We start from the raw sequence: 24344 nt of genomic DNA, 5'->3' as shown, positions 1-24344 counted from the left end.
TCCACGCCCCGCCCCTCAACAAGCTGCTTGAGCTCCTTGATATCGTTCAAATGCCCCGCACCGAGCAGCGCTGTATAAGCAGCGCCCTGAAGCGTCGCCTCTTCGACAGGCGGAACGATGAGCGTCACATTCGCCGCATTCGCCTTCATCTGAAGCCATGGCTTCAGGCGCGTGCCGCCGCCCACTGCGCGAATCACGTGAATCGGCTGCCCTGACACCTGCTCCGCGCTTCGCTTGATCATCTCAAGCTGATAGGCGGTTCCTTCACAGACCGCTTTGACAAGATCGGCTTTGCCGTGAGCATAGCTTAAGCCGATAAAGGAAGCACGCGTCCGCGAGTTCGGATAAGGCGCCCCGCTTCCCGACAAATACGGGAAGAACAGCACCTCGCTAGGCGCATCTTCCTTCTCTGCGAGCAGCTTCGCGACCTCTTCATAGGTCAAAGCATCGTCGCCAAGCTGCTTGCGAATCCATTCAACCGCACCGCCGGAAGCGGCATTGCCGCCCATCCAGAATTGGTAGCCTGGTATGACATGATAGCCATAGGACAAGCCTGTCTCAAATTCCGCTTGTCCAAGCGCTCTTGGCTTCATCATCCCTACCAGCGTCTCCGCGGTGCCCATGGAGGCGAATACTTCTCCCGGCTCAACCGCACCGACAGCAAGCGATGCCGCCACATGGTCGTGACCCGCGATAGCAACGGTCGTATCCTCCCATAGGCCAAGCTCTGATGCAAGCTCCGCCTTCACCTTGCCAAGCGGCGCTCCGCTTGGAAGCACATCCGGGAACACCTCTGCAGGCAAGCCAAACTCTCGGATCCATTCCGTATCCCATTGGTCACGTCTCATATCATAAGCAAACGTCCGTGTCGCAAGCGTAGGGTCGAAAGCCATCACTCCGCTAAGGCGATACGCAATAAATCCCGACACGGAAAGCCACTTCGCCTCACGGAACATTTCACGATCACGCTCATAGAGCCATAACAGCTTAGGAAGGCCGTGCTTGAAGGACAAATGCAGGCCTGTCCGCTGGAATAGCGCGAGCGGCGTATCCGACTGTTTGATGATCTCTGCTTGCGGAGTTGAACGGGTCTCGAACCATGGCAGCAGCGGGGATTGGATTGTTCCCGTATCTTGGTGCACCAGCAGACCACTTTCCGCCATGCTGGCGATTCCAATGACTTGAACCTTGCTGACATTTGCTTTCGATGTTACTTCCTTGATCATATCCACTACATCCTGCCATAACGCCTCAGGATCGTAGACGGAATAGCCCTCTTCTGTTTCAAGCGCAACCGTCGGCCGGCTCGCAATCGCAAGCACCTGCCCTTTCGGATCAAATAATCCCACTTTACGATTCGTTGTCCCTAGATCAATTCCCATCATGTACATGCTCGGTTCCCCCTCTTCACTCCTGTGTATGAAACAAATGGCTGTGCTTAGAGCTTGTTATACGCGTCCGCCAGCAATTGGCCCAGCGGCTCTCTAAAGATAGCCTCCGCCTGCCAATCCATTGAGGTCTCCGTGCGATTCATTAATACGATCTTAGCGCCCTGCCCCATTCTCACAAAGCTTGCCGCTGGCTGCACACTTAACGAGGTGCCCCCGATAATGAGCAGATCAGCCTGCTGCACGTAATGAATGGCACGCGCAATCACGGCTTCATCGAGCGGCTCTTCATACAACACCACGTCCGGCTTCAGCATCCCCCCGCATGCCGGACAGGTTGGAACATTGGCTGCACTTTCAAGCACAACTGACAGATCGTACCTTGCATCGCACGATAAGCAATAATTGCGATGAACCGAGCCATGCAGCTCGATGACCTCTATGCTGCCTGCAAGCTGATGCAGGCCGTCAATATTTTGCGTAATGACGGATTGGAGCCTTCCTTCAGCCTCAAGCTTAGCCAGTGCGATATGACCTGGGTTAGGCTTCGCGTTCGGATGAATCAGCTTGTCCCGGTAAAGGTGTAGAACATCTCTGTATCCTGATAGAAGAAGGAGCGGCTCACCATCACCTCTGGCGGATACGGATAAGGTGCATCCCCCTTGAATACTCCGCCTGCGGAACGGAAGTCCGGAATTCCGCTCTCTGTTGAAGTTCCGGCTCCTCCGAAAAATACGATTCGCTCGCTCGAACGAAGAAGCTCGGCTAATTGCTCGACCTTCTCCTCGTAATTCGTCGGCTGCTGCTTCATGATTAACCTGCCTCCTGATTCACAACATATGGTACTAGTATAGCACAGCCATACAAAAAGACCGCTTCCTCGGAAGGAAACGGTCTGTATGGATGACGCAGTTATATCATTGTAGAAAAGCGGTGAGCATTTTTCTTACAAATACGGGTTTTCGTTCTTCGCCTTCAGTATATTCCAGCGGCGCTCGACCTCTTCCTCAAAAGCCTTCAAGCTTGCTTCATTCTCTGGCTTCGTCAGATGGCGCGTCTTGCCCATCTTTTTCAGCCAATCCGAGAGTGGAATGCGCTTGTTCTTCTCTTCAGGGTTGTAGGTGATCGACGTTATGCCCTGTTCCACCTCATACAACGGGAAGAAGCAGGAATCGACAGCAGCCTGAATGATGGCTGTTCCTTCCTTCTCATCAGACAGCCAGTTAAGTGGGCAGGTGATCAGAATCTTGCCGTAGACAAGCCCCTCATGCTGCGCATACCACTGCGCTTTTGCTGCCTTTTTGACCAAATCCTGAGGGTTAGCCTCACAGCCGGTAAACACATAAGGAATATGTGTCGCTGCCATGATTTGAGCCGTATCCTTATGGTGGAACGCTTTGCCCTTCTGAACAGACCCAATATTGGATGTCGAAGTACGGTGTCCAAGCGGCGTGGAATACGACATTTGCGCCCCTGTATTCATGTAGCCCTCGTTATCGTACTCCAAAATAATCATCTTATGGTTGCGAAGCGCAGCACCGATCGCTGGCCCCATGCCAATATCCATGCCGCCGTCGCCTGTTACCATGACAAATGTAAAGTCATCTGACAGGTTCAAATGATCAAGTTCCCCGCGGCGCTTGCGCTCCCAGAACATTTCAACCACACCTGATAACGTAGCCGAACCATTCTGGAACAGGTTGTGAATGTAAGTTGCTTTATGAGACGAATAAGGATAACCCGTCGTCACGACCATAGCACAGCCTGTATGGAACAAGGTTACGATGTCCCCTTCGATGCCCTTGAAGAACATCTCAAGGCCAGAGAAGATGCCGCAGCCTGGACATGCACCATGGCCAGGAGCGATGCGCTTCGGCTTGCGAGTCAGGTTCCGAAGCGGCGGAATGCGGACATTCAGCTTGCCGGTCTCCTCGTTAGGCGTAACCTTGATCAAGCCCGTCTTCAAGTCCTCCAGCTTTAGAGGCTCTATGACACGCTTAGGCGCATGGTTAGGATCGCCTGGCGTATGGCCATGGTAATCAAACGGCTTCTCTACATAGCCCTTTTGAACCGCATCAAGCGCATATTGGAAGAAGGCATGACCGTCCTCTGCATAGAAATCCTTGCCTCCAAGACCATAGATACGGCTAATGACCATCGGCTCATGTACGCCATGCGTCATCAGGGCGGATTTGATCTCATTTACCATATTGCCGCCATGACCGCCGTAAGAGTCTGCGCGATCACCAACGGTAACGGCCTTCACATGCTTAAGGGCTTCCGCAATCTCCTTTGCCGGGAACGGCCGGATGATATTGGGCGAGATTGAGCCAGCTTTAATGCCTTCTGAGCGGAGCTGATCAACCACATCCTTGATAATCTCAGCAGAAGAGTTCAGCAGGAATACCGCAACCTCAGCATCCTCCATTCGGTACAGATCAAGAACAGGATAATCACGTCCCGTCAGCTTCGCATATTCCTTTCTAATGCGATCGAATACTTCTCCCGCCTTATACATCGCCATAGACTGTTGATAACAGTTATTGATATAGTCCGGTTCATTCATATACGGACCTACGGTAATCGGGTTATTCCGATCCAGCGTATCCGCAAACCCTTTAACAGGCTGTTCGCCAACATATGCTCTAACATCCTCCACGTTCGCAAAGGTCGTTACGCGGCGCTTCTGATGAGACGTAAAGTAGCCGTCGTATGCAACCATGACCGGGAGCCGAACCTCAGGGTCTTCCGCCAGCTTAATAGCCATCAGGTTCATATCATATACGGCCTGAGGATCACGGCAGAGCAGAATAGGCCAGCCTGTGTTTAAGGCAAAGTACAAATCCGAATGGTCGCCATGAATATTAAGCGGCCCCGATACGGAGCGGCACACCAGATTCATAACCATCGGGAAGCGTGTACCCGATTGTACAGGCATCTGCTCCAGCATATACATATAACCGTTTGCACTTGTCGCATTGAATACACGGCCGCCAGCCGTCGAGGCGCCGTAACAGATCCCTGCTGAGCTGTGCTCGCCGTCTGCTGGAATTAGCTTAATGTCGTGCTGACCATTCGCCTTCATCAGATCGAGGAATTGTGCAACCTCAGTCGAAGGCGAGATTGGATAATACCCCATGATATGATAGTTGATTTGATAGGCAGCATAAGCGGCCATCTCATTCCCCGATTCATACACAACGCGCTCTTCAATCGTGCTTGTTGTTTGGTCTTTCATCGTCTCCAAAGACACGGACCCTCTCCCCCTTTATGCTTTATTTCATCTATTTCTTCATCCATTAGATCATTCTTAAGACAATCTTTGCAGCTGCCCTAGCCGCGGGATGCTAGCTGAACCAGCGAGAATGGATGCGGTGTGCGGTGTGCTTCTCCGTAGCCATCTTGTTCTCTTGCACTGGACAATGCATCTGTCGGGCAAGCTTCGATGCACTTCAAGCAGCCCTTGCAATATTGATAATCAATGCCTTGCAGGAACATTTGCGGTCTGCCCTTCTTGTCTTCCTTCTCCTCCCAGACGAAGCAGAAGTCTGGACAAACATTATCGCAAGCCGCACAATGAATGCACGCGTCTTCTGCAAAGTGCGGCAGCATTCCCGCACGAGAGATGCTAAGATCCTTCAGCACCGAATTCCCCGGGTTCACGACCACGCCGCCGATTGGCTGATTGTCATAGCCCAGAACGGATACATCCCAACGTGTCGGCTCAGGCAGCTTATAGCCTTCAGGGAAGGCGAACGTTTCAAAGCGCACCTCATCATAGCCGCGCTGGAACGTATTCAGGGCAGGCTGTACCGTGTGAGGATACTTTTTCTCCAAGGACTTGCGAATGACGTCTTTCATGTTCTCCGCGTCCAAAAAGTCGCACAGCCGGAATAATGCGCCAAGCATCGCCATATTGACACGGTTATGCTCCTCTAGGGCAATGCCCGTTGCGTCAATTACCGCAATGCTGCCTCCAGCAAGCCCCATACGATCCATGAGCTCTTTTGGAGACTTTTCAGAATTGACAAGTACGAGGCTTTCTTCATTAATGCCGCTTGTTACGTTGACCGTTTTATATAAGGACTCGTGAAAGATGCCCACGATATGCGGACGCTCAATCGGCGTCGTATCTCGAATCAACGTATCCGGCATGCAGAAGCGAATGTGTGCCTTAACCGGGGAGCCTTTCTTTTCAGAACCATAGGAAGAAAAACTTACGCCATTCAAGCCGCTGCCCATGACACCAGCTTCCGCAAGCATCTTACCAGCCAGGTTGGCACCTAAGCCGCCGATGGATTCTAAGCGAATCTCAAAAAAGCCGAGATCATTGACTTTCGGCAATTGAACCATATCATGTATCTCCTTTCCTTGATCTCAAATGGTCGAGACCGGAACGAATCTAGGAATCATCCTGCGCACCTGTTACCTATAGGCATACCTCGCCTTATGTATGGTGCGACCAAATCTTAACCTATTCAGAAGGAAAGCATTGTGCGTTACATCACACCATTTTGCTGTGCCGATGACGATTACGTGAAAATGAAGTAATTAAATTTTTACTCTTTTCATGGTAAAGGGAAAAATGTCATCACGTTTTTGTAACTCTTCTCTGAAAACGATGACAACCTATTCATGAACATTGTGAAAGCTGTCATTTTATTTTCATCCATTCCCTATCGAAGGGACCTATAATAAGAACTGCAACATGCATCAACCAACTAGGAGAGAGCATACGATGAAAAAAACAACGATTATTACAGGATTAAGCGCGCTTATGCTGTTGTCAGCATCTGTAGGTGTATATGCGGGGACGAATCTGCAAGAGATTAAAGCTTACCTGAACAAAGATATCAAGTTCGAGGTTAACAAGAAGGCTGTTGAACTAAAAAGCGGCGAACAGAAACTAAGCCCTATTACATATAACAATACGACCTATGTGCCGCTTCGCTCCGCTGGCGAACTGCTGGGTGCAGGCATTCAATACGATAGCAAAAGCAAGACCATTCAAATTACACCAGGTCATAGCGGAGCAAATGCCAATACAGACGAGAACCCATCAAAGTTCGTCTATACCTTTACCGCACCTGCGAAGTGGGATGGCAAAGTTAATTCCTATACCTACAATATGAATGAGCTGAAAGAGAAATTCCCTGGTTTCGGTTCGACCGTTGAGTATATGTACAAAGATGAGTCTGTATTGATAATTTATACGATGGATAAAGCAGCTTGGGATAAGGAGCAGAGCAAGGATGAGCCTCCATTCGGCGAGCTTGTTACGGTAAAAGGGCAAACAGCTGTCGTAGCGGTATTCCCGCAAAGCAATCCATTTGATGAGAAGAGTGCAGACCACAAAGAATACAATAACTTGGTGCTCGATCTTGCAACCGTTAAGAAGCTTGTGAAGTAGCGTCATGCAATGACCGACTGTTATAGATGGATAAAAAATCCCCTTTCGCACACTGAATCTAAGGATTCATGGCTGAGGGGATTTGTTTTATTAAGCCTTCTGATCGTCTTGTAAATGATGATGCTCGTGCGATGTTCTTAAGATGAGATCGCGGCGCCTTCCTTCGCGCTTGCTCCGACTGCTTCTTGGTAGGCTGCCATATAGCGTTCAGCCTGCTTGCGTACACAGCTCATATCGCCTGTCGCTACTGCTTCCTTCGTCAGATCGGAACCGATCCCTACCGCTACTGCGCCTGCCTTGATCCAATCCGCAAGATTATCAACATTAACGCCTCCAGTAGGCATAATGTTCACTTGCGGAAGAGGCCCCTTAATCGTCTTGATGATAGATGGATCATAGAGATTGCCTGGGAACAGCTTCACGATATCGACACCAAGCTCAAGCGCCGTCTGCGCATCCGCAATGGTCATCACACCTGGCATAATAGGCACCCGGTAGCGATTGCACAGCTTAACGGTATCTTCCTGCAGCGAAGGCCCTACGACAAATTCTGCCCCAGCCAAGATACAAGCTCTTGCTGTAGCGGCATCAAGCACGGTTCCTGCTCCAATGATCGCAAATGGCTTGTCGGCATTAGGTTCTGAGGAATATCTAGCAGCCAGCTCTTCAATGGCGCGCAGCGCTTTTGGAACCGTCATTGTAATCTCGATTACCTTGATTCCTCCGCGGATCGCCTCCTCGGCCATCTCGATTACCTGCTCATGGTCATCTGCACGCAATACGGCAACGACACCTTGCTCTTGGATTTGCTTCAACAATTGAATCTTCTTCATGTCTTCCACTCCTCCTCATGAATCACGCTGATATAGTTGATGACTAGCGTTCGATATGTACGGCTTTGCTTTGCTTTGCCTCGACTTGAGCCCAGGTCGGAAGCGCTTCCCAATCTCCAAATGCCTGTACCGCCATCGCGCCTGTTACGTTGGCTAGCTGCACGGCTTCCTGCACGCTGCAGCCTCTCACAAGGCCTGACAAGAGCCCTGCGCAGAATGCATCGCCTGCGCCTACCGTATCCACTACCTGCTCCACGGGTTGGTAGGGCACCTCGTTAACTTGGGAGCCCTGAACGACATAGTTCATGCCGACTCCGCCCTTGACGATGCTAACAGCTGACAGCCGCCCGAGCCGCTTGAAAATGTCCCTTTGGTCGTCTGTCCCATACAGCAGCTTCAGCTCATCAAGGCCAGGCAGAAAATAATCTGCTTCGTCAGCCAATGGCAGCAGCCTTGCTCTTGCCTCTTCGATGCTCCATAGCTTTAAACGAAGGTTCGGATCGAAGCTGACCTTGACCTTCGCCTCCTTCGCTATGCGAACCGCGGCTTCAACGGTATCTGCGCAGTTCGGACTCAATGCGCAGGTAATACCGGTAACATGGAGAATCGACGAGGCTTCAATATAAGCGCGGTCGAGATGCTCCGGCTGAAGCCCTCTTGCAGCCGCATGCTTGCGATAGTAATACACCGATGATTGGCCCGCGACGAGCTCCCGCATCATGACGCCGGTTACCTCTTGCTCGGCAAGTTGTACACGCGATACATCCACGCCTTCTCCGCGAATTCCTTTCAGAATATAACGTCCAAGCGGATCCATGCCCAATCGGCTGAACCAGCCGACACGGTGTCCGAGTCTTGCAAGGCCAATCGCAACATTGCTTTCCGCACCGCCAAATGATTTCATCATCGTCTGCGCATATTCAATGCCGCGTGTGTCCGTTGAGCTGAACAAAGCCATGGTTTCGCCAAAGGTCACCACATCGAGCTGTTTTTCCCCACAAGCTGATAACGCTTCCAACAATCTCAACTCCCTCCGCCTACCCGTGATACCCTTTAGTTTAGGAGATGTCGAATTAACCGTCAATCTTTGGAAATCAGGTTTCTTCTCCGTAAAGTCTTATGAGACAAGGATGATCGTCTGCGTTATATCGCGCGTTCAATAAACTGCCATGAATTTAAACCTTTTCACAAAGGGTTTGTGATCAATATCACAAGAACTTTCTTCTATATATGTTATCTTCGATACGAATCAATAAATAAATAAAAATTCCTGCGCGTTACCTTGATCTCGCAAGAGGAGGAAACGACAATGTCGGGAGACATGTTGCCGTGTATTCGACACAGCAACCGTCCGAATGGCTCGCCTTGGAGTGGAGAGAACTTCGGACTTAATCTACGCTTCTTGTTGATTGTGTCTGTGTTTGTAGGAAATGCGATTGAACCCTTGATTCAAGCTATGCCTGAGATGAAAGCACTGTTCTTATGGCTGCTAACCTTTCAAATGCCTCTGTTCGTAGGGGTTACCGGTTACTTCGCTAAGAACAACCTATTTGGTCATTCGGGCAACCGTATATTGAAGCAAATTACGCTTCAATACCTGTTGTTTCAATCCATATATTCGCTGCTTGATATCATCTGGTTCCAAGTTCCTGGAATCAAGCATTCTTTTTTCGTTCCATATCTACTGTTATGGTTTCTTGTTGGTCATCTGATCTGGAGACTGCTAATGAGACTATTCGCCCGCTTGAATGTAAGACATCCATTCGTATGGGCATGTTTGATTGGTATTCTCGCAGGCTTTCTGCCCATTCAAGGAACATGGTTCGGATTCATGAAGACGCTGGTCTACTTTCCATTTTTCATCATCGGATACAGCTTCTCCTTGGAATGGATTCAAGCTCGCATGAATGGCATCATTCGCATCGTCAGCATAGGTGTATCCCTTGCCTTGTTCGCAGTGATATTCATTCTAGCGCCTTATTTGGAACCTGCTTGGCTGTCCAATAGCATGAACTTCTATGAGCTCGGGTGGATGCACTCTTCTTGGAAGGCGATCCTCATGCGCTGTGCGATCTATGGTGTCGAATTGATCGGCTCCATCGTATTCCTAGCATGGGTACCGCAGCGAATATGTGCATTTACCGATTGGGGCAAACGCACCCTTTATGTGTTTCTCCTTCACGGCATCATCATTCGCATCATTGCAGCCATGGACGTGTATGAACATATCACCAATGGGTGGTATGCGTTACTCTTGATCGCTGGCGCGATGACCAGCACCATATTACTGTTACATCCGAAGGTGCGTCATTGGACACACACCGTTATTGAACCCAATAGCGAAGCTGTATTCGGATGGATCCGTCGCGACGCTTGGCGCTCGCACATGAAGCATAGTTAGCCTCCCCCCGCTAACCCTTCATCTCATCACACCGGATCCAAACGAATGCTTCACATATACTTTACCGCTTCACTCCTAAACACAGGGCGCAACCCATAAGGTTGCGCCCTGTGTTATTTCCTCTATCCCTCTTCTTTCTTGCCCTATTTCAATGGCCGCATTCAATTGGAGACGGTCCTGACCCGCATGGATGCCATAACCCTGCACTGTTACTCTTAGTCACTTTTTATATAAAATACGAGTTTTTGAGTTAAAAAAGATTATGTGTTTTTTCCACAATTATGGTAGACTCATATATTAATAACTTGATTTACGTTGAAGCAATGACGTACAGAAGTGGAGGAATCGAAATGGCATCCCCTAGAATGCGCTCAGATATGATTAAAAAAGGTTTTGATCGTGCTCCTCACCGCAGCTTGCTTCGTGCAGCTGGCGTTAAGGAAGAAGATTTCGACAAGCCATTTATCGCAGTATGTAACTCTTACATTGATATCGTTCCTGGCCATGTGCATTTGCAGGAATTCGGCAAGATTGTTAAGGATGCGATTCGTGAAGCTGGCGGCGTTCCGTTCGAATTCAACACGATCGGTGTTGATGATGGGATTGCCATGGGACATATCGGCATGCGCTATTCCTTGCCAAGCCGAGATATTATTGCAGATTCCGTAGAAACCGTCGTTTCTGCACACTGGTTCGACGGTATGGTATGTATCCCGAACTGTGACAAGATTACACCAGGGATGATCATGGGTGCCCTTCGCTGCAACATCCCAACCGTATTTGTAAGCGGCGGCCCAATGAAGGCTGGTAAAGACTCAACAGGACGCTCCATCTCGCTTACAAGCGTATTTGAGGGCGTAGGTGCCTTCCAATCAGGCAAGATCGATGAACAGAGCCTGCTCGAGCTGGAACAATACGGCTGTCCAACATGCGGCTCCTGTTCCGGTATGTTCACAGCCAACTCCATGAACTGCTTGGCTGAAGCGCTTGGTCTTGCGCTTCCTGGCAACGGCACAATCCTTGCCGTATCCCCAGAGCGCCGCGAATTCGTGAAGCGCTCCGCTGCACAGCTTATGGAGCTGATCAAGCGAGACATTAAGCCTCGTGATATCGTTACGGAAAAAGCAATCGACAATGCCTTCGCTCTTGATATGGCGATGGGCGGTTCTACCAACACTGTTCTTCATACCCTTGCAATCGCTCATGAAGCTGGCGTTGAATATTCGATTGGCCGCATCAATGAAGTGGCAGAACGCGTTCCTCACCTTGCGAAGATTGCGCCTGCTTCTGACTGGCATATCGAAGATGTGCACAATGCAGGCGGCGTAAGCGCGGTCCTCAATGAGCTGTTCAAGCTTGACGGCGCCCTACATGGAGAATGCATCACCGTAACCGGCAACACGCTTCGCGAGAACGTTGCTGGCTGCGAGATCTTGAATACGGAAGTCATCCATACGATTGACAACCCTCATTCCGCTCGCGGCGGTCTTGCGGTATTGTTCGGTAACCTTGCACCAGAAGGCGCGATTGTCAAGGTAGGCGCTGTCGACCCATCCGTAGGCGGCCATCATACCGGACCTGCGATCTGCTTCGATTCTCAAGATGAAGCGTTGGCAGGCATTGCGAATGGCCAGGTTAAAGAAGGCCATGTCGTTGTCATTCGCTACGAAGGACCTAAGGGTGGCCCTGGTATGCCAGAAATGCTCGCTCCTACTTCCCAAATCGTCGGTATGGGACTTGGCGCTAAAGTCGGCTTGATCACAGACGGACGTTTCTCCGGCGCTTCGCGCGGAATCAGCATCGGCCACATCTCACCTGAGGCTGCTGAAGGCGGTCCAATTGCTTTCGTTCAAGACGGCGACATCATTGATCTTAACCTGAATGATCGTAAGATCGAGTTGCTTGTATCTGATGAAGAACTAGCGAAGCGTCGTGCTGAATGGAAGGGCTTTGAGCCTAAAGTGAAGACCGGCCTGCTCGCTCGCTACTCCAAGCTTGTAACGAATGCTAGCCAAGGCGGCGTATTGAAGATCTAATCTCTCTAATCTATTCCTTCTATGATTCAACAACATGACCAGTTAGAACGAATTCCCTTCGCTCTAGCTGGTCTTTTTCTCCTAATACATGAAGATGTTCGTTTACATCTTTCTACAAAAACTAGGGCTTCTGTCTGTAACACTTATCATGCCAAAGACGCATTTCACAAACTCGCTTAACATCAGGCTCCCACATCGATAGAATTTGATGTAAAATATAACCATTCATTATTGTAAGCGTTTACTAATAACATATTTGTATAGTTGATATATTCCCCAGCCGAATATGATGCATGGCTCTAGTCCTATAAATGAAGCGATTATAACAGTCTAATAGAGCTTCACTACCTATCATCGTTCATACTGCATTTGAATACATAAATGAGGAAAGCTGTAAGTCACAACATCATGATGAAGAGTTCTAGGGGGTAACAGAATGGACATCTTGATTGTAGAAGACGAAGCCTCGGTCCGGGATATCCTGCAGTCGTATTTTATTAATGAGGGTTGGAATGTGCACATAACGAGCGATGGCAGAGAAGCGCTGAAGAAGCTCCAGCTGCACAAGCTGGATTTGATCGTGCTGGATCTCATGATTCCTGGTCTGCCGGGAGAGGATGTATGCCGCAGTATTAGGCAGGTTTCCAATGTACCTTTGATTATGATTACGTCAAAGGCTCGCGAAGTGGACATGATTCATGGACTGAATCTGGGTGCGGACGATTATATTACGAAGCCATTTCGTATGAAAGAAGTTATTGCACGCATCTATGCCCTTCAGCGACGGATGAATCTCATGAATAAGATGGGACCGAGCCTTCTATACTTCAATCGGCGAAAGCTTATGGTTAACTTTGAATTGGAAGATGTATACATCGATGGGCGACCTGCAAACCTGACTGCAACGGAGTTCCGTACACTAAGCATTCTTGTAAAAAAGCCTGGCAAAGTATTTAGCCGTCATGACCTCTCCTATGAGGTACAAGGCTATCGATTTATCGGCGATGGTAGAGTCATGGATGTACATATTCGCAACATTCGAAAGAAAATTGAAGAGGACCCTAAGAACCCGCAGTATATCACGACAAAGATCGGTTCTGGCTACAAATTCAATTTTCAGCCGGATGAATGAGGAGATCGTATGCGGAAATTCACTTCGCTCACATTCTCAACAAGAAACGGGCTTCTTATTCTGCTGTTCGGCATTTCGATTATCTTGATCATTGGCTTCTATATGGCCCTGACTCAGTCATGGAGCAAGCAACTGATCCAATATAAGCAGCAATATGCCAAGGAGCAAAGCTATCATTTATTATATGTGCTTCGTGAACGTCTGAAGGTTCATCCTGATCAGGAGGAGCTATTGCCTATTTTTAAAGAGACAGCCTATCACTTTTCTGTCCCTATTCGCTACCTAGATGAGCATCGAGAGACGATCCTCATTGATCTGCTCGATCACGATTGGCTGACTCGGTCTTCTCTCTATACCGTTGAAGCCCCGATCATTAGAGATGGGCAGATTGATGGCTATCTTACAACCTATTACGATCTCGACAATGCGAATTACTCACCTGCCCTTCAGCAGCTGGAAGATCAGTATGAGCGGCGAAGCAAGCAGCTGTTATATCTATTCATTAGCATCGCTATAGCCTTATCTGTGTACACTTCTTGGCGGTTAAGTCGAAATCTACGTGCTGCGGCTCGTTTAGCGGAGTCGATTGTTATCGATAACCACTGGGAAACGATTCCCGTTCGCGGAACAGCAGAAGCTAAGGTGCTGATCACCGCCATCAATTCGCTGATACAGCAGTTTGAACGCCACGAAGCCTGGCGCAACCAGCTGATGCAGGACCTTACGCATGAGCTTCGGACACCGCTGACGGCTGTCCTGTCTCATCTTGATGCGATTATTGATGGCATTTACCCGCTGACAACCAATAATATCCAGAGAATACTCGTAGATATCGAGAGACTCTATCGACTTGTCGAGGACATGGAGAAGCTCTCGGAAGCAGAGGGAGCTCAATTCGAGCTCAATAAGCAGGAGGTCAACCTATCCCGCGTCGTGCAAAGCATCTATGAGGGCTTCTTGTTCTTGAGCCGGGAAAAGGGAATTTATTTCGACTTCATTCCGTCCCGCACCCCTTGTGTGATACAGGCAGATCCTGACCGCATTATGCAAATTGTATCGAATGTGATGTATAACGCCATTAAGTATACGCCCCGCGGCGGCCAGATCGAGGTGGGCATTGTCTCACAGGACGAAAGCTTTTCCATTTACTGCAAGGATACGGGCATTGGAATTGCGGAAGAAGAGCTGCCCCGCATATTTGACCGATTCTATCGAACCGATAAATCCCGATCGAGAGACAGTGGCGGTTTAGGTGTAGGACTAAGCATAGCGAAAGCACTTGTTGAAGCCCATCAAGGCGAGATCTGGGCAGAGAGCACCCTTGGTGAAGGGTCCATCTTCTGGATTCGCCTTCCCAGCCAGCAGCTCTCTCTGCTGGAGCAGCCAAGACACCATTTGTCTGCTGGCTGAATGTGAGCTCATCCTTTAACCGTTACCATTGAAATACGATTGTCGATCTTTATTCCCAAGGAGGCTGCCATGTCAATCGTGCAAGCATTTCGTACGCTTAAGCGTCATCCATATGTGATCCTGCAGCCGATCGTTATCGATATGATCCTGTTAGGGCTGCTGCTCGTCTCTCATGCCTTTCCGCTAGAATCGCAGTCAAGCTCGCGCGTGATATTAAGCATGGGACTCCCATCAATCTTTCAATTGTTCTCTCTTCCCTTTTCATGGTTTTTGCTGGTCGTCATTCTGTTATGGTCATTTGGACAAGGGGGATATATTCGTGCGCTTGTTGCTGCATGTGAGGATACTTCGCTGCCCACTGCCCAGATCATGAAGGCCAATACGCGATACGGCCTGCCCTTCATGTTCTTGTACTTCGCACTGCTGCTCGCCACTTCTGCTGCTGGCGCACTGCTCCTCCTGCTGTTCGGCACGATCGGATCCGGGGCGGCTTTGTTGTTCTTTTTAGCATTTCGCGTGCTGTTTGTTTATTTGGAGTTTACGATGGTAACGGACAGACTCCCTTTTGACGCAGCATTTCGCCGTGCTTTTCAGACCTTGAAGCAGCATTGGCCCGCTTCGATTGGGATGGCTGCCTTGATCCTCATCTTTTCAGGTGCTGCCAGCTTGATCGCGAATCTGTATACTGCTCCGATCCTGCTCCTCGTGATCCTTGTGGTATACAATGTGATGATGACGCTGTTGTTTATAGCCTTAATGCATACCTATAATGAAGCAAGAAGATATGAAGGTTAAAGCAGGAATTACGAGAACGGATGATTTACTCCAATACCTGCAAGAGATAACACGGCCCTCTTCCATATCCATATGGTTGAGGGCCTTCGTTCATCTGTTATTGTCCGCTGGCTGACTTCGCTTCCTGAATCGCCTTCTGCGACTCCTCCTCCAGCTTTCTTAAAAACACTTGAATATCCATATCCGATTGTAAAAATTCCTTCATGCCATCATCAAGCTTCACATAGCTGTCCCAGGGACTGCTCTTTGCAGGCGGTGGCGTGAATGGATATTGGAAGAACGCTGCAATATTTTTCCCTTCATAACGAATGTTGTCTTGTGCGAATTGCTCATTGATCGTCTTGTCTCCTGTAAGCACAGACGGAGTGCCCGCCTTAGCCAGGATGGATTGATATTCGGGTGAAATGCTCTCCAGGATCCACTGGAAGGCAGCTTCCTTATGCTCACTGAACGCATTGATCGTAAAGATCTGCGTATTCGGTGTTGGAGCTGTAAGTTCCTTGCCAGGGAACGTGGGCACAGGCACGATATCCATTTCCTGCTGGAACTCCTTCGCTTCTTCGTCATTGCCTCCGAACCACGTCAGGTATCCATGCCAATCAATATGCATCGCAACCGTTTTTTCGCTAAAGCCGCTCATGTTCTCATCATACATGCCAGGAATGCTGTACAGCTTCTTCATTAGCTCCATGTATTGCACAAACTCTGCCTTCTTCGTCAACTGAACCTCGCCTGTGTCAGGGTCGGTATACGTGACAGACAACTGCTTCAACGGGAAGGAGTAGCTGCCAAGCTCCAGTCCGCGATATTTTATGCCATTTCGTTCCGCGGTCAGCTGCTTTGCCAGCTCAATGGCTTCATCCCAGGTCATATCATCGCTTGGATATTCAACACCGAACAGATCAAAGATTTCCTTATTGTAATGAAGTCCGATAACGCCCATCTCTTGTGGAATGCCGATCAAGCGGCCTTCCTTATCGCGGGATTGGACTTGGGCAACAATCGCTGGGTCCACCGTGCTAAGATCTATGCCATACTCTTTTATCATGTCATCAAGCGGATAGACCATTTCCAGCTCTTCCAACGGCGCCTGGCCTGTATAGGCAAGCACAATATCCGGAACGGTTTGCGAGGCATTAAGCTCCTGCATCTTCTCCACCGTACCGTTCCAATCCACATGGGTCACTTGGATATGAGGCAGCTTCTCCCGCATATAATCTCCGATGCGAGTATTGAAGTATTCCTCCCCCCACGGTGTGGCGACAAGCAGCTCAGCAGGTTCATTGGAGAATGTCTTCGCAGGCGCTTGCTCCTCAGGCTTCGCTTCTTCTTTGGTCTGTGATTCTTGAGTTGGTGCTGGCTGTGCTTCCGGTGTTCCTCCGCTTGAGCAAGCAGAGACAATGAATAGCAGCATTAGGCTAAGTAAGAATAGAATAACTCGCTTCCTGACCATCTGGTATCCTCCTCAAGCTTGAACTTGCTGATCGTTATCAAATCATCCGCTAGAAGTCTATAAAGAGAAAGAGGCAGCGAACTGCCTCCTTTTTGTTATCAGACAGATGCTAAGCCGCATCACGCGGATCCGGTCAACCTTATTGCTGTGCCTGCTTCTCCTTGACTAATACCGCATACTCCTCTTCAATCTCGCGCAGGAAAGTGGCGACGTCCTTATCCTGAAGCTTCACAAAGTCCTTCGACTTTACATTGATAAAATCATCATAGTGGAATGTAACTAAAGGACCATAGGGCGATATAACCTCGATCGCGGCCAGCTTCTGGCTAAAGATCGGCTTTACGTTATACGCTTTTCCGCTTCCTTCTATAACGTCAGCTGCATATTCGTTGATCACCTGCTCATCCTTCACAATCGGCGGACTGCTCGCACGTGATAGGATCAGCTGTCCCTCGGGCGAGGAAAGATAGGCCATTACCGACCAAGCCGCCTCCTTTTGCTTGCTGTGCTTGTTGATGCTTATGGATACAGGAGGAGCTGTCGGTCCAATCCCCGTGTGATCAGGCCATTCCGGCACGGTGACCATATCGAACTCCAACCCCTCTACTCCTGCATTCAATGGAAGATGCTGAACCTGGCCAACATACATAGCCAGATTCTGCTCGTTGCTGAAGCTGTACTTGTAATCGCTAGGGTCAATCATTCCTGGAATGCGGCGATAACGATCAAGCAGCTCAAAGTAACGGGTAAATGCTGGATCCTTCGTAAACAGCACCTCCCCGCTCTTCGCATCCGTACCGTTGACACCCAACTGGGAGAAAGCATGTGAATAGTATCCGAAGGACAGGCCCTTGAACTTCACCCCGTCACGTCCAGCCGTTAGCTGCTTCGCAACCTCCAGAATCCCGTCCCACGTCATTCCATCGGTCGGATAGTCAACACCAAAGCGGTCAAAGATGTCTTTGTTGTAGTAAAGTGCTTTTTGAGAACCCTGAAACGGCAGTCCGTACAGCTGCCCCGCCCCCTGCGGGTCTAAAGCTCGAATGATGTCTATGGCTCCATCTTGAAAAATAGATAGATCATAGCTGCTCTTCTCAATAAACGGATCAAGAGGTTCAAGCATATCCAGCTCTTCAAACAACTCGTAGCCTTCATGCATCACGTACATATCAGGCGTTTCTCCTCGGGCATTCAACTCCTGAAGCCCGTTGCGATCCAATGACGCCTCTACAAGCTGCAGCTTAATATTCGGAAACTTCTCTTCGACGTGACTGGCAATTTGATTTTTGAATGTTTCCTCATCCATGGCAATAATAAATTTAAGCGTTGCAGGCTCGCCGTCATACGGTACAAAGGTCGTCTTTTCCGCTTGATTCGCTTCCATCTCCTCTTCCCCATCAGGCTTAGCCGATCCATTGTCTGTCGTTGTTGTGGCCTCTTTATCAGGTGTTGGACCAGGTTCTGCCGCATTGCCGCTGCAGCCCGCTAATACCGTCAGCAAGATAAGACATACAACGAGGAACACAGGTAACCGCCTTTTCACCACTCATAACCCCTTTCGTTTCATCGGATTCTGCACAGTCGTTCTCTCACATCATCCTGCTTAGGATTGCTCATGATGAAAAGGATGGATCTATTTAGTTTTGCAGTTTGCGCTCTTTCACAATGGTCGTGTATTCCTCATCCATCTTGCGCAAGAATGTCTGAACATCATCGCCTGATTTTAGGAATGGCGTCACTTGTGAGCCTACAAAGTTCGTACCGTAAAGGAGAATATCCGGTCCGTAAGGGCTATAGATAGCTGGCTTTGCTTGCTCCAAAGAGTAAATACCTTTGATATTCATCTCGCGATCTTCCTTTTGCTCTAACGTATCTGCGGCAAACTGTTCGAGAATGCTTAAATCTCCCGATACAGAAGGAACCTCCAAACGGTGCATCCGCAGCTGCTGCTCGTCACTGAGCAAATATTCAAGAATGTCGAGCGATTCATCAATATGCTTGCTGTGCTTATTAATCGCAACGGTAAGCGGCAGTGTAGAAGGCCCCACGCCCGGCAGATCTGACCAAGTCGGGAAGCTGACCACATCATAATCCAATTCATCCGGATAATGAGGAATTGTATTCGCGATCAGTCCGAGACTCATGGCCACTTCGCCTTTGGTGAAGTCGTATTGAATATCTGGCTCCCAGTTGCCTGGAATGCTCGCGATACGCTTGGCAAGATCAAAAAACTTGGCGAAGGCAGGATTTTTAGAGAATTGAGGCTCTCCTGTCTCCGGGTCCGTTCCATTCGCTGACAGCTGTGTCATCGCTTGAGACATAAGGTTTGTAGCAAGTCCTCGGTAGTGGATTCCGTCACGCTCTCCGGTTACCTTTCCCGCAAGCTCAATGACCTCATCCCAGGTCATGCCGTCGGTTGGATAGTCCACACCGAACTTATCGAAGATCGTTTTATTATAATGAAGCGCAACTGTAACATCCTCGATTGGAATGCCAAGCAGTCTTCCTTGCCCTTCTGGATCCCGCGCACGCAATGCCTCCATGATGCCTGGTCTGATTTTATTAAAATCAAAATTTCGTTCTTTCAGCAGATCATCGAGTGGGAGCAGCATATCTCTTTCCTTTAAAATATCAAAGCCGTCAGTCGTCAGAATGATATCCGGCATCACTTCTTGAGCAAAAAGCTCATCAAAGGAGGTTGCATCTGCGAATTTCCCTGTTGGCTCGACCGTTATATGCGGAAATTTCTCTTTCGTTCCCGCATGAAAGCGGCCCTCCACCTGCTCCTTGCTCCATGGAGCCATAAATACCAACTTAACTGGCTCTTTAGGTTCATTGTCTTCTTGCTTTGGGTCTGTCGATGGATTGGTTCCTGTTCCCTCAGTCTGGGCTTGCTCCTTCACAGGTGCTTCTGTCCCTGTATTGCTGGAGCTGCATCCCGCCAACATGAGAGCAAATACAAGCGAAATCAAGAGAATCACATTCATCCGTTTCTTCATAACTGAAATCATCCCTTCATCGTGTATTTACTTTTTCCCCTATGACGCTGCAAATTTGGCAGAGTGCATTCTATTTGAACCTAATCCACCCCCTATGACCTTCTTCACTATGCATGACGACGCTGAAGACAGGCAGCCAACAGCGCGCCATGCTTCATGAAGCTCTTCGGAATATTATTCTACGAGTCCTGTACGCTCGACACTCTCCACGAAGTAACGCTGTGCAAAGAAGAATATAAGCAGTGGCGGCAGGAGCGCAAGGAAGCTGGCAGACATCTTGATCGCCTCGACGAGAACGAGCGCAGTCTCCTCATTCCCAAGTAGGCTCGTAATGCTGGCGTCCACTCTGGACATCTGAGTCGCTAGCGGAACCAGCGGGGACTGCCCCAGGAACATTCTTGGGTAGTACGTATCATTCCAGGTCCATACGAAGGAGAAGAGCGACACGACCAGAATGGCTGGTTTCGCCAGCGGGAACATGACCTTCCAGTAGAACTTGAAGCTGCTTGCCCCATCGATCTTCGCCGCTTCCTCTAGCTCCTTAGGCTGAGTCGTGTAGAATTGGCGGAAAATGATGACAAACAAGGCTCCCTTGATCCCGAAGCCAAAAAGAGACGGCAGGACAAGCGAGAACAAGCTGCCCTGCAGCCCAAGCTTCGTGTACATGATAATCATCGGCAGGACGATGACTTGCGGCGGGATAATAAAAGTCATCACCAGCAAAAACGTAAGCAGCTTCTTGAATGGAAACTGCATCCTTGCAAGGGCGTATCCCATTAAGCCGCAAGAGATGACATGAAATACAGCAACAATGGTGGATATTCCGATGCTTACGAACAGCGATTCCAAATAATGAAGCGCGGTCCAGGCCGTTTTCAGATGTCCAAGATAAATCTCATGAGGAATCCAGGTCACCGTAGGATCATTGAGATCCTTCTCATTCATGACCATCTTCACCAGCATCTTCAAGATCGGATTCAGATAAATATAAGAGGTTACAATCAGAATCCAGTAAATGAACAGCTTGAACAGCAAGCCTCTGTTAATCTCGCGACCCAATATGGCGTAGCGAATCGTATGAAGACCGTCCCGCATCATTCTCTTTTTGAATAATGGAGGCTTGATCTTCGCAGTATTGATTTTACCTAACATCGAAATCCTCCTCTCCTCGAAGCTTCTATACGGCTACTAGCGGCTTCGGGCTTGTCGATTCAGTCGCAGGAACATGAGCATGATCAAGCTTAGGAATACAGCAATCACGACAAAGTAGATCCAGGCAAGCGCACTGTTATAGCCATAATTGCCGGTATTGATCAGCTCAATGACAGGGTTGTATGGGAATGTGAACATGTCGACCACCGTATAGATCAGATTCAGCAGGATAAAAGGAGACATCGCAGGGAGTGTAATCTTCCAGAACACTTCCCACGGAGATGCACCGTCGATCCGTGCAGATTCATAGCTCGACTTCGAGATCGTTTGTCTTCCTGCGAGGAAGATCAGGATCTGTACGCCGGAATACCACAATACAAGGACAAATCGATTTAGCACGTCCATGACCGGTTTTGCCCATGAGCTGTCCCCGAGAAACTGAATCAGATATTCCCCGATTGCGAATCGATCCAGAAAGCCAAGCGTGCCCTCTCCCTGATTCACGAACTCCGTTAACACATAGCCGGAGGTAAAGATAATCGGCAGGAAGAATACAACTCGGAAGACGAGTCGGCCTGGGAAGTCCTGGTTCAGCATGATGGCGATAAACAAGGAAAATACGATGATGACCGGCACCATAATGACAATCTCTTGGAAGAACGGAAGCAGATTATCATAGAAGGCCGAACTGCCGAACAGAATTTCCGTGTAATACTTCAAGCCTTGAAAGTCATATTTTAAGCCTGTCGGCAGGACCGTCACCTTATGCAGGCTCATATACAAGGAGAAGCCAAGCGGAAAGGCCATGAATAAAAGGAAGCCGATGACCCAAGGAGCGATGAACACGAGCGCCTCAAGGTGACGTGATGTCCGAGCTTTCAATTTGAATCTGCTCATGATGATCTCCCCCCTGTAACAACAGCAAAGTCCTGCCCTTTCACTTCAATGCCGTCATGATGAAATGGCATCTCATTGTAATTGACGATCATGCGCTTGCCGTTCTCATAGGTCGTCTCATAGACGCCGTTCGCCAATGCTTGATGGTTGACGATTAATTGATCCTGCACATCGCCAAGCGCCTCATTGAATCGGCTGTACTGCTTGGCAATTTCTTCAGACCAGTCCTTATAGTGCGTGCTGTAGAAGTTGTACAGCGAACGCGTGCCAATTAGATCCTGCGATGCTGCATACGTCAGCATAAAGCTCGGAATCGAGCCGTACTCCAGATTTTTCAGAAGATACGAGGTGTAATTATCCGAAATATTAGCAAACTCCGACGAATAGGAGATCAGGCCATGCAAAGCCATCTGCATGAACGGAACCGTCTCATCCACAAATAAATCAAAGGAATTCTCAATCGGTACGCCGCTCAAATGATTCACATACTTCCACGAATACGCATTCGCATCGTCAGCTTGCGCGGACCCAAGCATTTCCGTCGCCTTGGTGAACAAGCCCTCCTGAATGCCCTTCACGTCGTCTCTTGAAGACGCGTAGCGATCATTGAAATCACTGTTCAACAGCGATCCCATGCCGTCTCCAAACGTCAGCCCATCCGCTCCAAGCTGCTTCACCTTATCGAAATCTTTGAGCAGCACCTTCTCCATAAAGCGAGGGCTTACAAGCGTCCGTGCTGCCTCTCTTCTGCCGCCGTATTTCATGACAACAGCCCCAAGATCCTGCAATCCGTCCCGACTGGAACGAAAGCCATCACGACCGGTATTATTGTAGGTATAGAAGCGCCTCCTGATGAATGATTGCCAAATAGCGCTGCTTCTCCTCTTCTGTATCATACATGTCGTCCTGAAGCACCTTGGCGTAGCCCTTTAGATACGTAATGGGGGTTCTAAGTTCATGCGAGATATTCGCAAAAAATTCCTGGCGATTGTCACGATAACGCTTCAGTTCCACCCCAAGATCATTGATCGCCTCCGCCAAATAACCAATCTCATCCTTGCTCCGAATATGAACCCTTGTCTCCAGCTCACCGCTTGCAATCTTCTTTGTCGCCTGCTGCATCTGAAGCAGCGGTCGGGACAGCATGTACGCCATGATCCAGGTGATGCCTAAGGATAATAGGAAGGCTCCCGCTCCAGACAGCATAAGCAGCTTGCGAATGGACAGCAGCGATTCATCCAAATGCTTCGTTGAAGCCATCACATAGATTGCGGCCTGCGTAGCACCGTCCTTGATTAAGGGTTGTCCTACAACGAGATACCCTTCTCCGCTCGGATCGGTATGAGAGAGGCTGATCGATTCTCCCTTGAAAAGGGACGCCAAATCTGCAGCCTGAATAAATGAACGATCTGCCGGATCATGTGGACCTGAATGGAAGCCAATCTCCCCATTTTCCTGCACGTAGAACATACTGACATTCGAGAAGTCGGCAAGCGTGCTCATCATTTGCGCTGAGGTTGGATTCGTCTCTTTGCACATCGCAACAAAGTGTGCCGTGAGCTCCGACACCTCCGTTTTCATTTCAATATGATAAAAATTCGAAAACACCTGGTAAACCATCGTACCTAGTGACAGCAGCACGATGAGAAAGGCTGTCGTAATGAGCAGACCAAGCTTAATCCCGATCACATTGCGCTTCATGTAGACGCTCCTTGTGCGTGGAATTTGTAGCCAACGCCCCATACCGTTTGAATAGGCGAATAATCTAGACCTGCACGATGCAGCTTCTCTCGAATATTTTTGACATGTGTATCGACGACACGGGAATCTCCGCTGTATTCATATCCCCAAAGACGCAGCACCAAGTCCTCGCGCTGGAAGGCACGCTGTGGATGCTTCGCTACGAGATACAACAGATCAAATTCCTTTGGTGTAAACTCCACCTTCTCCTCTTGGACATAGACTTCACGCGCATCAGGATCGATTCGCAGTTGAGGGTAGGTCAAGAGATCCGAATCCTCTTTCGCCGCCTGGCTAATCGAAGATCTTCTTACCAGAGCGTTCACTCTGGCCACAAGCTCCTCAGGTTCAAAAGGCTTCGTCACATAATCATCCGCGCCTATTTCTAAGCCATGGACCTTATCCTGTGTATCTGATCGCGCTGTCAGCATGAGAATCGGAACGGTAGTCTGCTCCCTTATGGCTCGGCATACTTCCCAGCCATCCATGCCAGGCATCATAATATCCAATATAACGACGTCCACGGAATGCTGCTGAATGATCGATAGCGCCTCGTAGCCTGTGGAAGCTTCTTTAATCGCAAAGCCTGCCTTTTTAAAATAGATTCGAAGGAGATTCCTCATGTTCCATTCATCATCGACAAGCAGTATTTGGTGTTGAGACATCTGTTTCACCGCCCTGAATCATTTCCATTGCCT

19 protein-coding genes and 1 pseudogene are annotated in these 24344 nt (G+C 49.1%); 6 read left to right on the top strand and 14 right to left on the bottom strand.

What is annotated here, in order from left to right:
• From I2H74_RS05725 to I2H74_RS05705, 4 genes and pseudogenes are all read right to left on the bottom strand, one after another.
• Positions 1-1391 (bottom strand): FGGY-family carbohydrate kinase (locus I2H74_RS05725; RefSeq protein ID WP_229106422.1); only part of this gene is annotated, 1391 nt, incomplete at its 3' end.
• A gap of 47 nt (positions 1392-1438) precedes the next feature.
• Positions 1439-2199 (bottom strand): annotated as a pseudogene (locus I2H74_RS25090) (NAD-dependent protein deacylase).
• Positions 2200-2334: 135 nt separating this feature from the next.
• Positions 2335-4626 carry a thiamine pyrophosphate-dependent enzyme gene (locus I2H74_RS05710; RefSeq protein WP_229106471.1) on the bottom strand — a complete coding sequence of 764 codons (2292 nt, stop codon included), beginning with the start codon at positions 4624-4626 and terminating at the stop codon, positions 2335-2337.
• 95 nt (positions 4627-4721) lie between these two features.
• Positions 4722-5741: a 2-oxoacid:acceptor oxidoreductase family protein gene (locus I2H74_RS05705; RefSeq protein WP_195572353.1), complete on the bottom strand. Its 1020-nt coding sequence runs from the start codon at positions 5739-5741 to the stop codon at positions 4722-4724.
• Between the two features lie 385 nt (positions 5742-6126).
• Between I2H74_RS05705 and I2H74_RS05700 the strand changes: the two genes are divergently transcribed.
• A complete protein-coding gene (locus I2H74_RS05700; protein ID WP_195572352.1) occupies positions 6127-6798 on the top strand; it encodes a stalk domain-containing protein in 672 nt (223 codons plus the stop codon).
• Positions 6799-6935: 137 nt separating this feature from the next.
• Here the strand turns inward: I2H74_RS05700 and I2H74_RS05695 are convergent, their stop codons facing one another.
• Together I2H74_RS05695 and I2H74_RS05690 are read right to left on the bottom strand one after the other, a co-directional pair.
• Positions 6936-7631: a bifunctional 2-keto-4-hydroxyglutarate aldolase/2-keto-3-deoxy-6-phosphogluconate aldolase gene (locus I2H74_RS05695; RefSeq protein ID WP_195572350.1), complete on the bottom strand. Its 696-nt coding sequence runs from the start codon at positions 7629-7631 to the stop codon at positions 6936-6938.
• 43 nt (positions 7632-7674) lie between these two features.
• Positions 7675-8649, bottom strand: coding sequence for a sugar kinase (locus I2H74_RS05690; protein ID WP_195572348.1), 975 nt, complete (start codon positions 8647-8649; stop codon positions 7675-7677).
• Positions 8650-8940: 291 nt separating this feature from the next.
• Here I2H74_RS05690 and I2H74_RS05685 point away from each other — a divergent pair, with 291 nt between their 5' ends.
• From I2H74_RS05685 to I2H74_RS05665, 5 genes are all read left to right on the top strand, one after another.
• Positions 8941-10032: an acyltransferase family protein gene (locus I2H74_RS05685; protein ID WP_195572346.1), complete on the top strand. Its 1092-nt coding sequence runs from the start codon at positions 8941-8943 to the stop codon at positions 10030-10032.
• Positions 10033-10382: 350 nt separating this feature from the next.
• Positions 10383-12068, top strand: coding sequence for a dihydroxy-acid dehydratase (gene ilvD / locus I2H74_RS05680; protein ID WP_195572345.1), 1686 nt, complete (start codon positions 10383-10385; stop codon positions 12066-12068).
• Between the two features lie 436 nt (positions 12069-12504).
• Positions 12505-13200, top strand: coding sequence for a response regulator transcription factor (locus I2H74_RS05675; RefSeq protein ID WP_195572344.1), 696 nt, complete (start codon positions 12505-12507; stop codon positions 13198-13200).
• A 9-nt stretch (positions 13201-13209) separates the two neighbouring features.
• The gene (locus tag I2H74_RS05670; protein ID WP_195572343.1) at positions 13210-14610 is read left to right on the top strand and encodes a sensor histidine kinase; all 1401 of its coding nucleotides are present in this window, start codon (positions 13210-13212) and stop codon (positions 14608-14610) included.
• Positions 14611-14679: 69 nt separating this feature from the next.
• Positions 14680-15405 carry a hypothetical protein gene (locus tag I2H74_RS05665; RefSeq protein WP_195572342.1) on the top strand — a complete coding sequence of 242 codons (726 nt, stop codon included), beginning with the start codon at positions 14680-14682 and terminating at the stop codon, positions 15403-15405.
• Between the two features lie 97 nt (positions 15406-15502).
• Here the strand turns inward: I2H74_RS05665 and I2H74_RS05660 are convergent, their stop codons facing one another.
• The 8 genes from I2H74_RS05660 to I2H74_RS05625 form a co-directional block, all read right to left on the bottom strand.
• Positions 15503-16858: an ABC transporter substrate-binding protein gene (locus tag I2H74_RS05660; protein WP_195572341.1), complete on the bottom strand. Its 1356-nt coding sequence runs from the start codon at positions 16856-16858 to the stop codon at positions 15503-15505.
• Positions 16859-16997: 139 nt separating this feature from the next.
• Positions 16998-18401: an ABC transporter substrate-binding protein gene (locus I2H74_RS05655; RefSeq protein ID WP_195572340.1), complete on the bottom strand. Its 1404-nt coding sequence runs from the start codon at positions 18399-18401 to the stop codon at positions 16998-17000.
• A gap of 94 nt (positions 18402-18495) precedes the next feature.
• Positions 18496-19857 carry an ABC transporter substrate-binding protein gene (locus tag I2H74_RS05650; RefSeq protein WP_229106421.1) on the bottom strand — a complete coding sequence of 454 codons (1362 nt, stop codon included), beginning with the start codon at positions 19855-19857 and terminating at the stop codon, positions 18496-18498.
• Between the two features lie 174 nt (positions 19858-20031).
• Complete coding sequence (locus I2H74_RS05645; RefSeq protein ID WP_195572337.1) at positions 20032-21009, bottom strand: carbohydrate ABC transporter permease; 978 nt, start codon at positions 21007-21009, stop codon at positions 20032-20034.
• 36 nt (positions 21010-21045) lie between these two features.
• Positions 21046-21906, bottom strand: coding sequence for a carbohydrate ABC transporter permease (locus tag I2H74_RS05640; protein WP_195572335.1), 861 nt, complete (start codon positions 21904-21906; stop codon positions 21046-21048).
• Positions 21903-22802: a DUF5696 domain-containing protein gene (locus I2H74_RS05635; protein ID WP_195572333.1), complete on the bottom strand. Its 900-nt coding sequence runs from the start codon at positions 22800-22802 to the stop codon at positions 21903-21905. The genes I2H74_RS05640 and I2H74_RS05635 overlap by 4 nt, the downstream gene beginning before the upstream one ends.
• Entirely contained in the window at positions 22732-23607 is an 876-nt protein-coding gene (locus I2H74_RS05630; protein ID WP_195572331.1) for a histidine kinase dimerization/phospho-acceptor domain-containing protein, read from the bottom strand. The genes I2H74_RS05635 and I2H74_RS05630 overlap by 71 nt, the downstream gene beginning before the upstream one ends.
• On the bottom strand, positions 23604-24311 hold the full coding sequence (locus tag I2H74_RS05625) for a response regulator transcription factor (RefSeq protein ID WP_195572329.1): 708 nt from the start codon (positions 24309-24311) through the stop codon (positions 23604-23606). The genes I2H74_RS05630 and I2H74_RS05625 overlap by 4 nt, the downstream gene beginning before the upstream one ends.
• Between the last annotated feature and the right edge of the window lie 33 nt (positions 24312-24344).

Source organism: Paenibacillus sp. 1001270B_150601_E10, assembly GCF_015558675.1.
Lineage (GTDB): Bacteria > Bacillota > Bacilli > Paenibacillales > Paenibacillaceae > Paenibacillus_B.
The sequence above is the reverse complement of the archived record's forward strand: the minus strand, read 5'-3'. Positions and strand labels throughout refer to the sequence as shown.

Coding starts and splice junctions, on each gene's coding strand:
- I2H74_RS05705 (WP_195572353.1), bottom strand. CDS start 5,741: ATGGTTCAATTGCCGAAAGTCAATGATCTCGGCTTTTTTGAGATTCGC.
- ilvD (WP_195572345.1), top strand. CDS start 10,383: ATGGCATCCCCTAGAATGCGCTCAGATATGATTAAAAAAGGTTTTGAT.
- I2H74_RS05645 (WP_195572337.1), bottom strand. CDS start 21,009: ATGTTAGGTAAAATCAATACTGCGAAGATCAAGCCTCCATTATTCAAA.
- I2H74_RS05660 (WP_195572341.1), bottom strand. CDS start 16,858: ATGGTCAGGAAGCGAGTTATTCTATTCTTACTTAGCCTAATGCTGCTA.
- I2H74_RS05710 (WP_229106471.1), bottom strand. CDS start 4,626: ATGAAAGACCAAACAACAAGCACGATTGAAGAGCGCGTTGTGTATGAA.
- I2H74_RS05665 (WP_195572342.1), top strand. CDS start 14,680: ATGTCAATCGTGCAAGCATTTCGTACGCTTAAGCGTCATCCATATGTG.
- I2H74_RS05700 (WP_195572352.1), top strand. CDS start 6,127: ATGAAAAAAACAACGATTATTACAGGATTAAGCGCGCTTATGCTGTTG.
- I2H74_RS05695 (WP_195572350.1), bottom strand. CDS start 7,631: ATGAAGAAGATTCAATTGTTGAAGCAAATCCAAGAGCAAGGTGTCGTT.
- I2H74_RS05625 (WP_195572329.1), bottom strand. CDS start 24,311: ATGTCTCAACACCAAATACTGCTTGTCGATGATGAATGGAACATGAGG.
- I2H74_RS05650 (WP_229106421.1), bottom strand. CDS start 19,857: ATGAAGAAACGGATGAATGTGATTCTCTTGATTTCGCTTGTATTTGCT.
- I2H74_RS05670 (WP_195572343.1), top strand. CDS start 13,210: ATGCGGAAATTCACTTCGCTCACATTCTCAACAAGAAACGGGCTTCTT.
- I2H74_RS05630 (WP_195572331.1), bottom strand. CDS start 23,607: ATGAAGCGCAATGTGATCGGGATTAAGCTTGGTCTGCTCATTACGACA.
- I2H74_RS05685 (WP_195572346.1), top strand. CDS start 8,941: ATGTCGGGAGACATGTTGCCGTGTATTCGACACAGCAACCGTCCGAAT.
- I2H74_RS05635 (WP_195572333.1), bottom strand. CDS start 22,802: ATGATACAGAAGAGGAGAAGCAGCGCTATTTGGCAATCATTCATCAGG.
- I2H74_RS05675 (WP_195572344.1), top strand. CDS start 12,505: ATGGACATCTTGATTGTAGAAGACGAAGCCTCGGTCCGGGATATCCTG.
- I2H74_RS05640 (WP_195572335.1), bottom strand. CDS start 21,906: ATGAGCAGATTCAAATTGAAAGCTCGGACATCACGTCACCTTGAGGCG.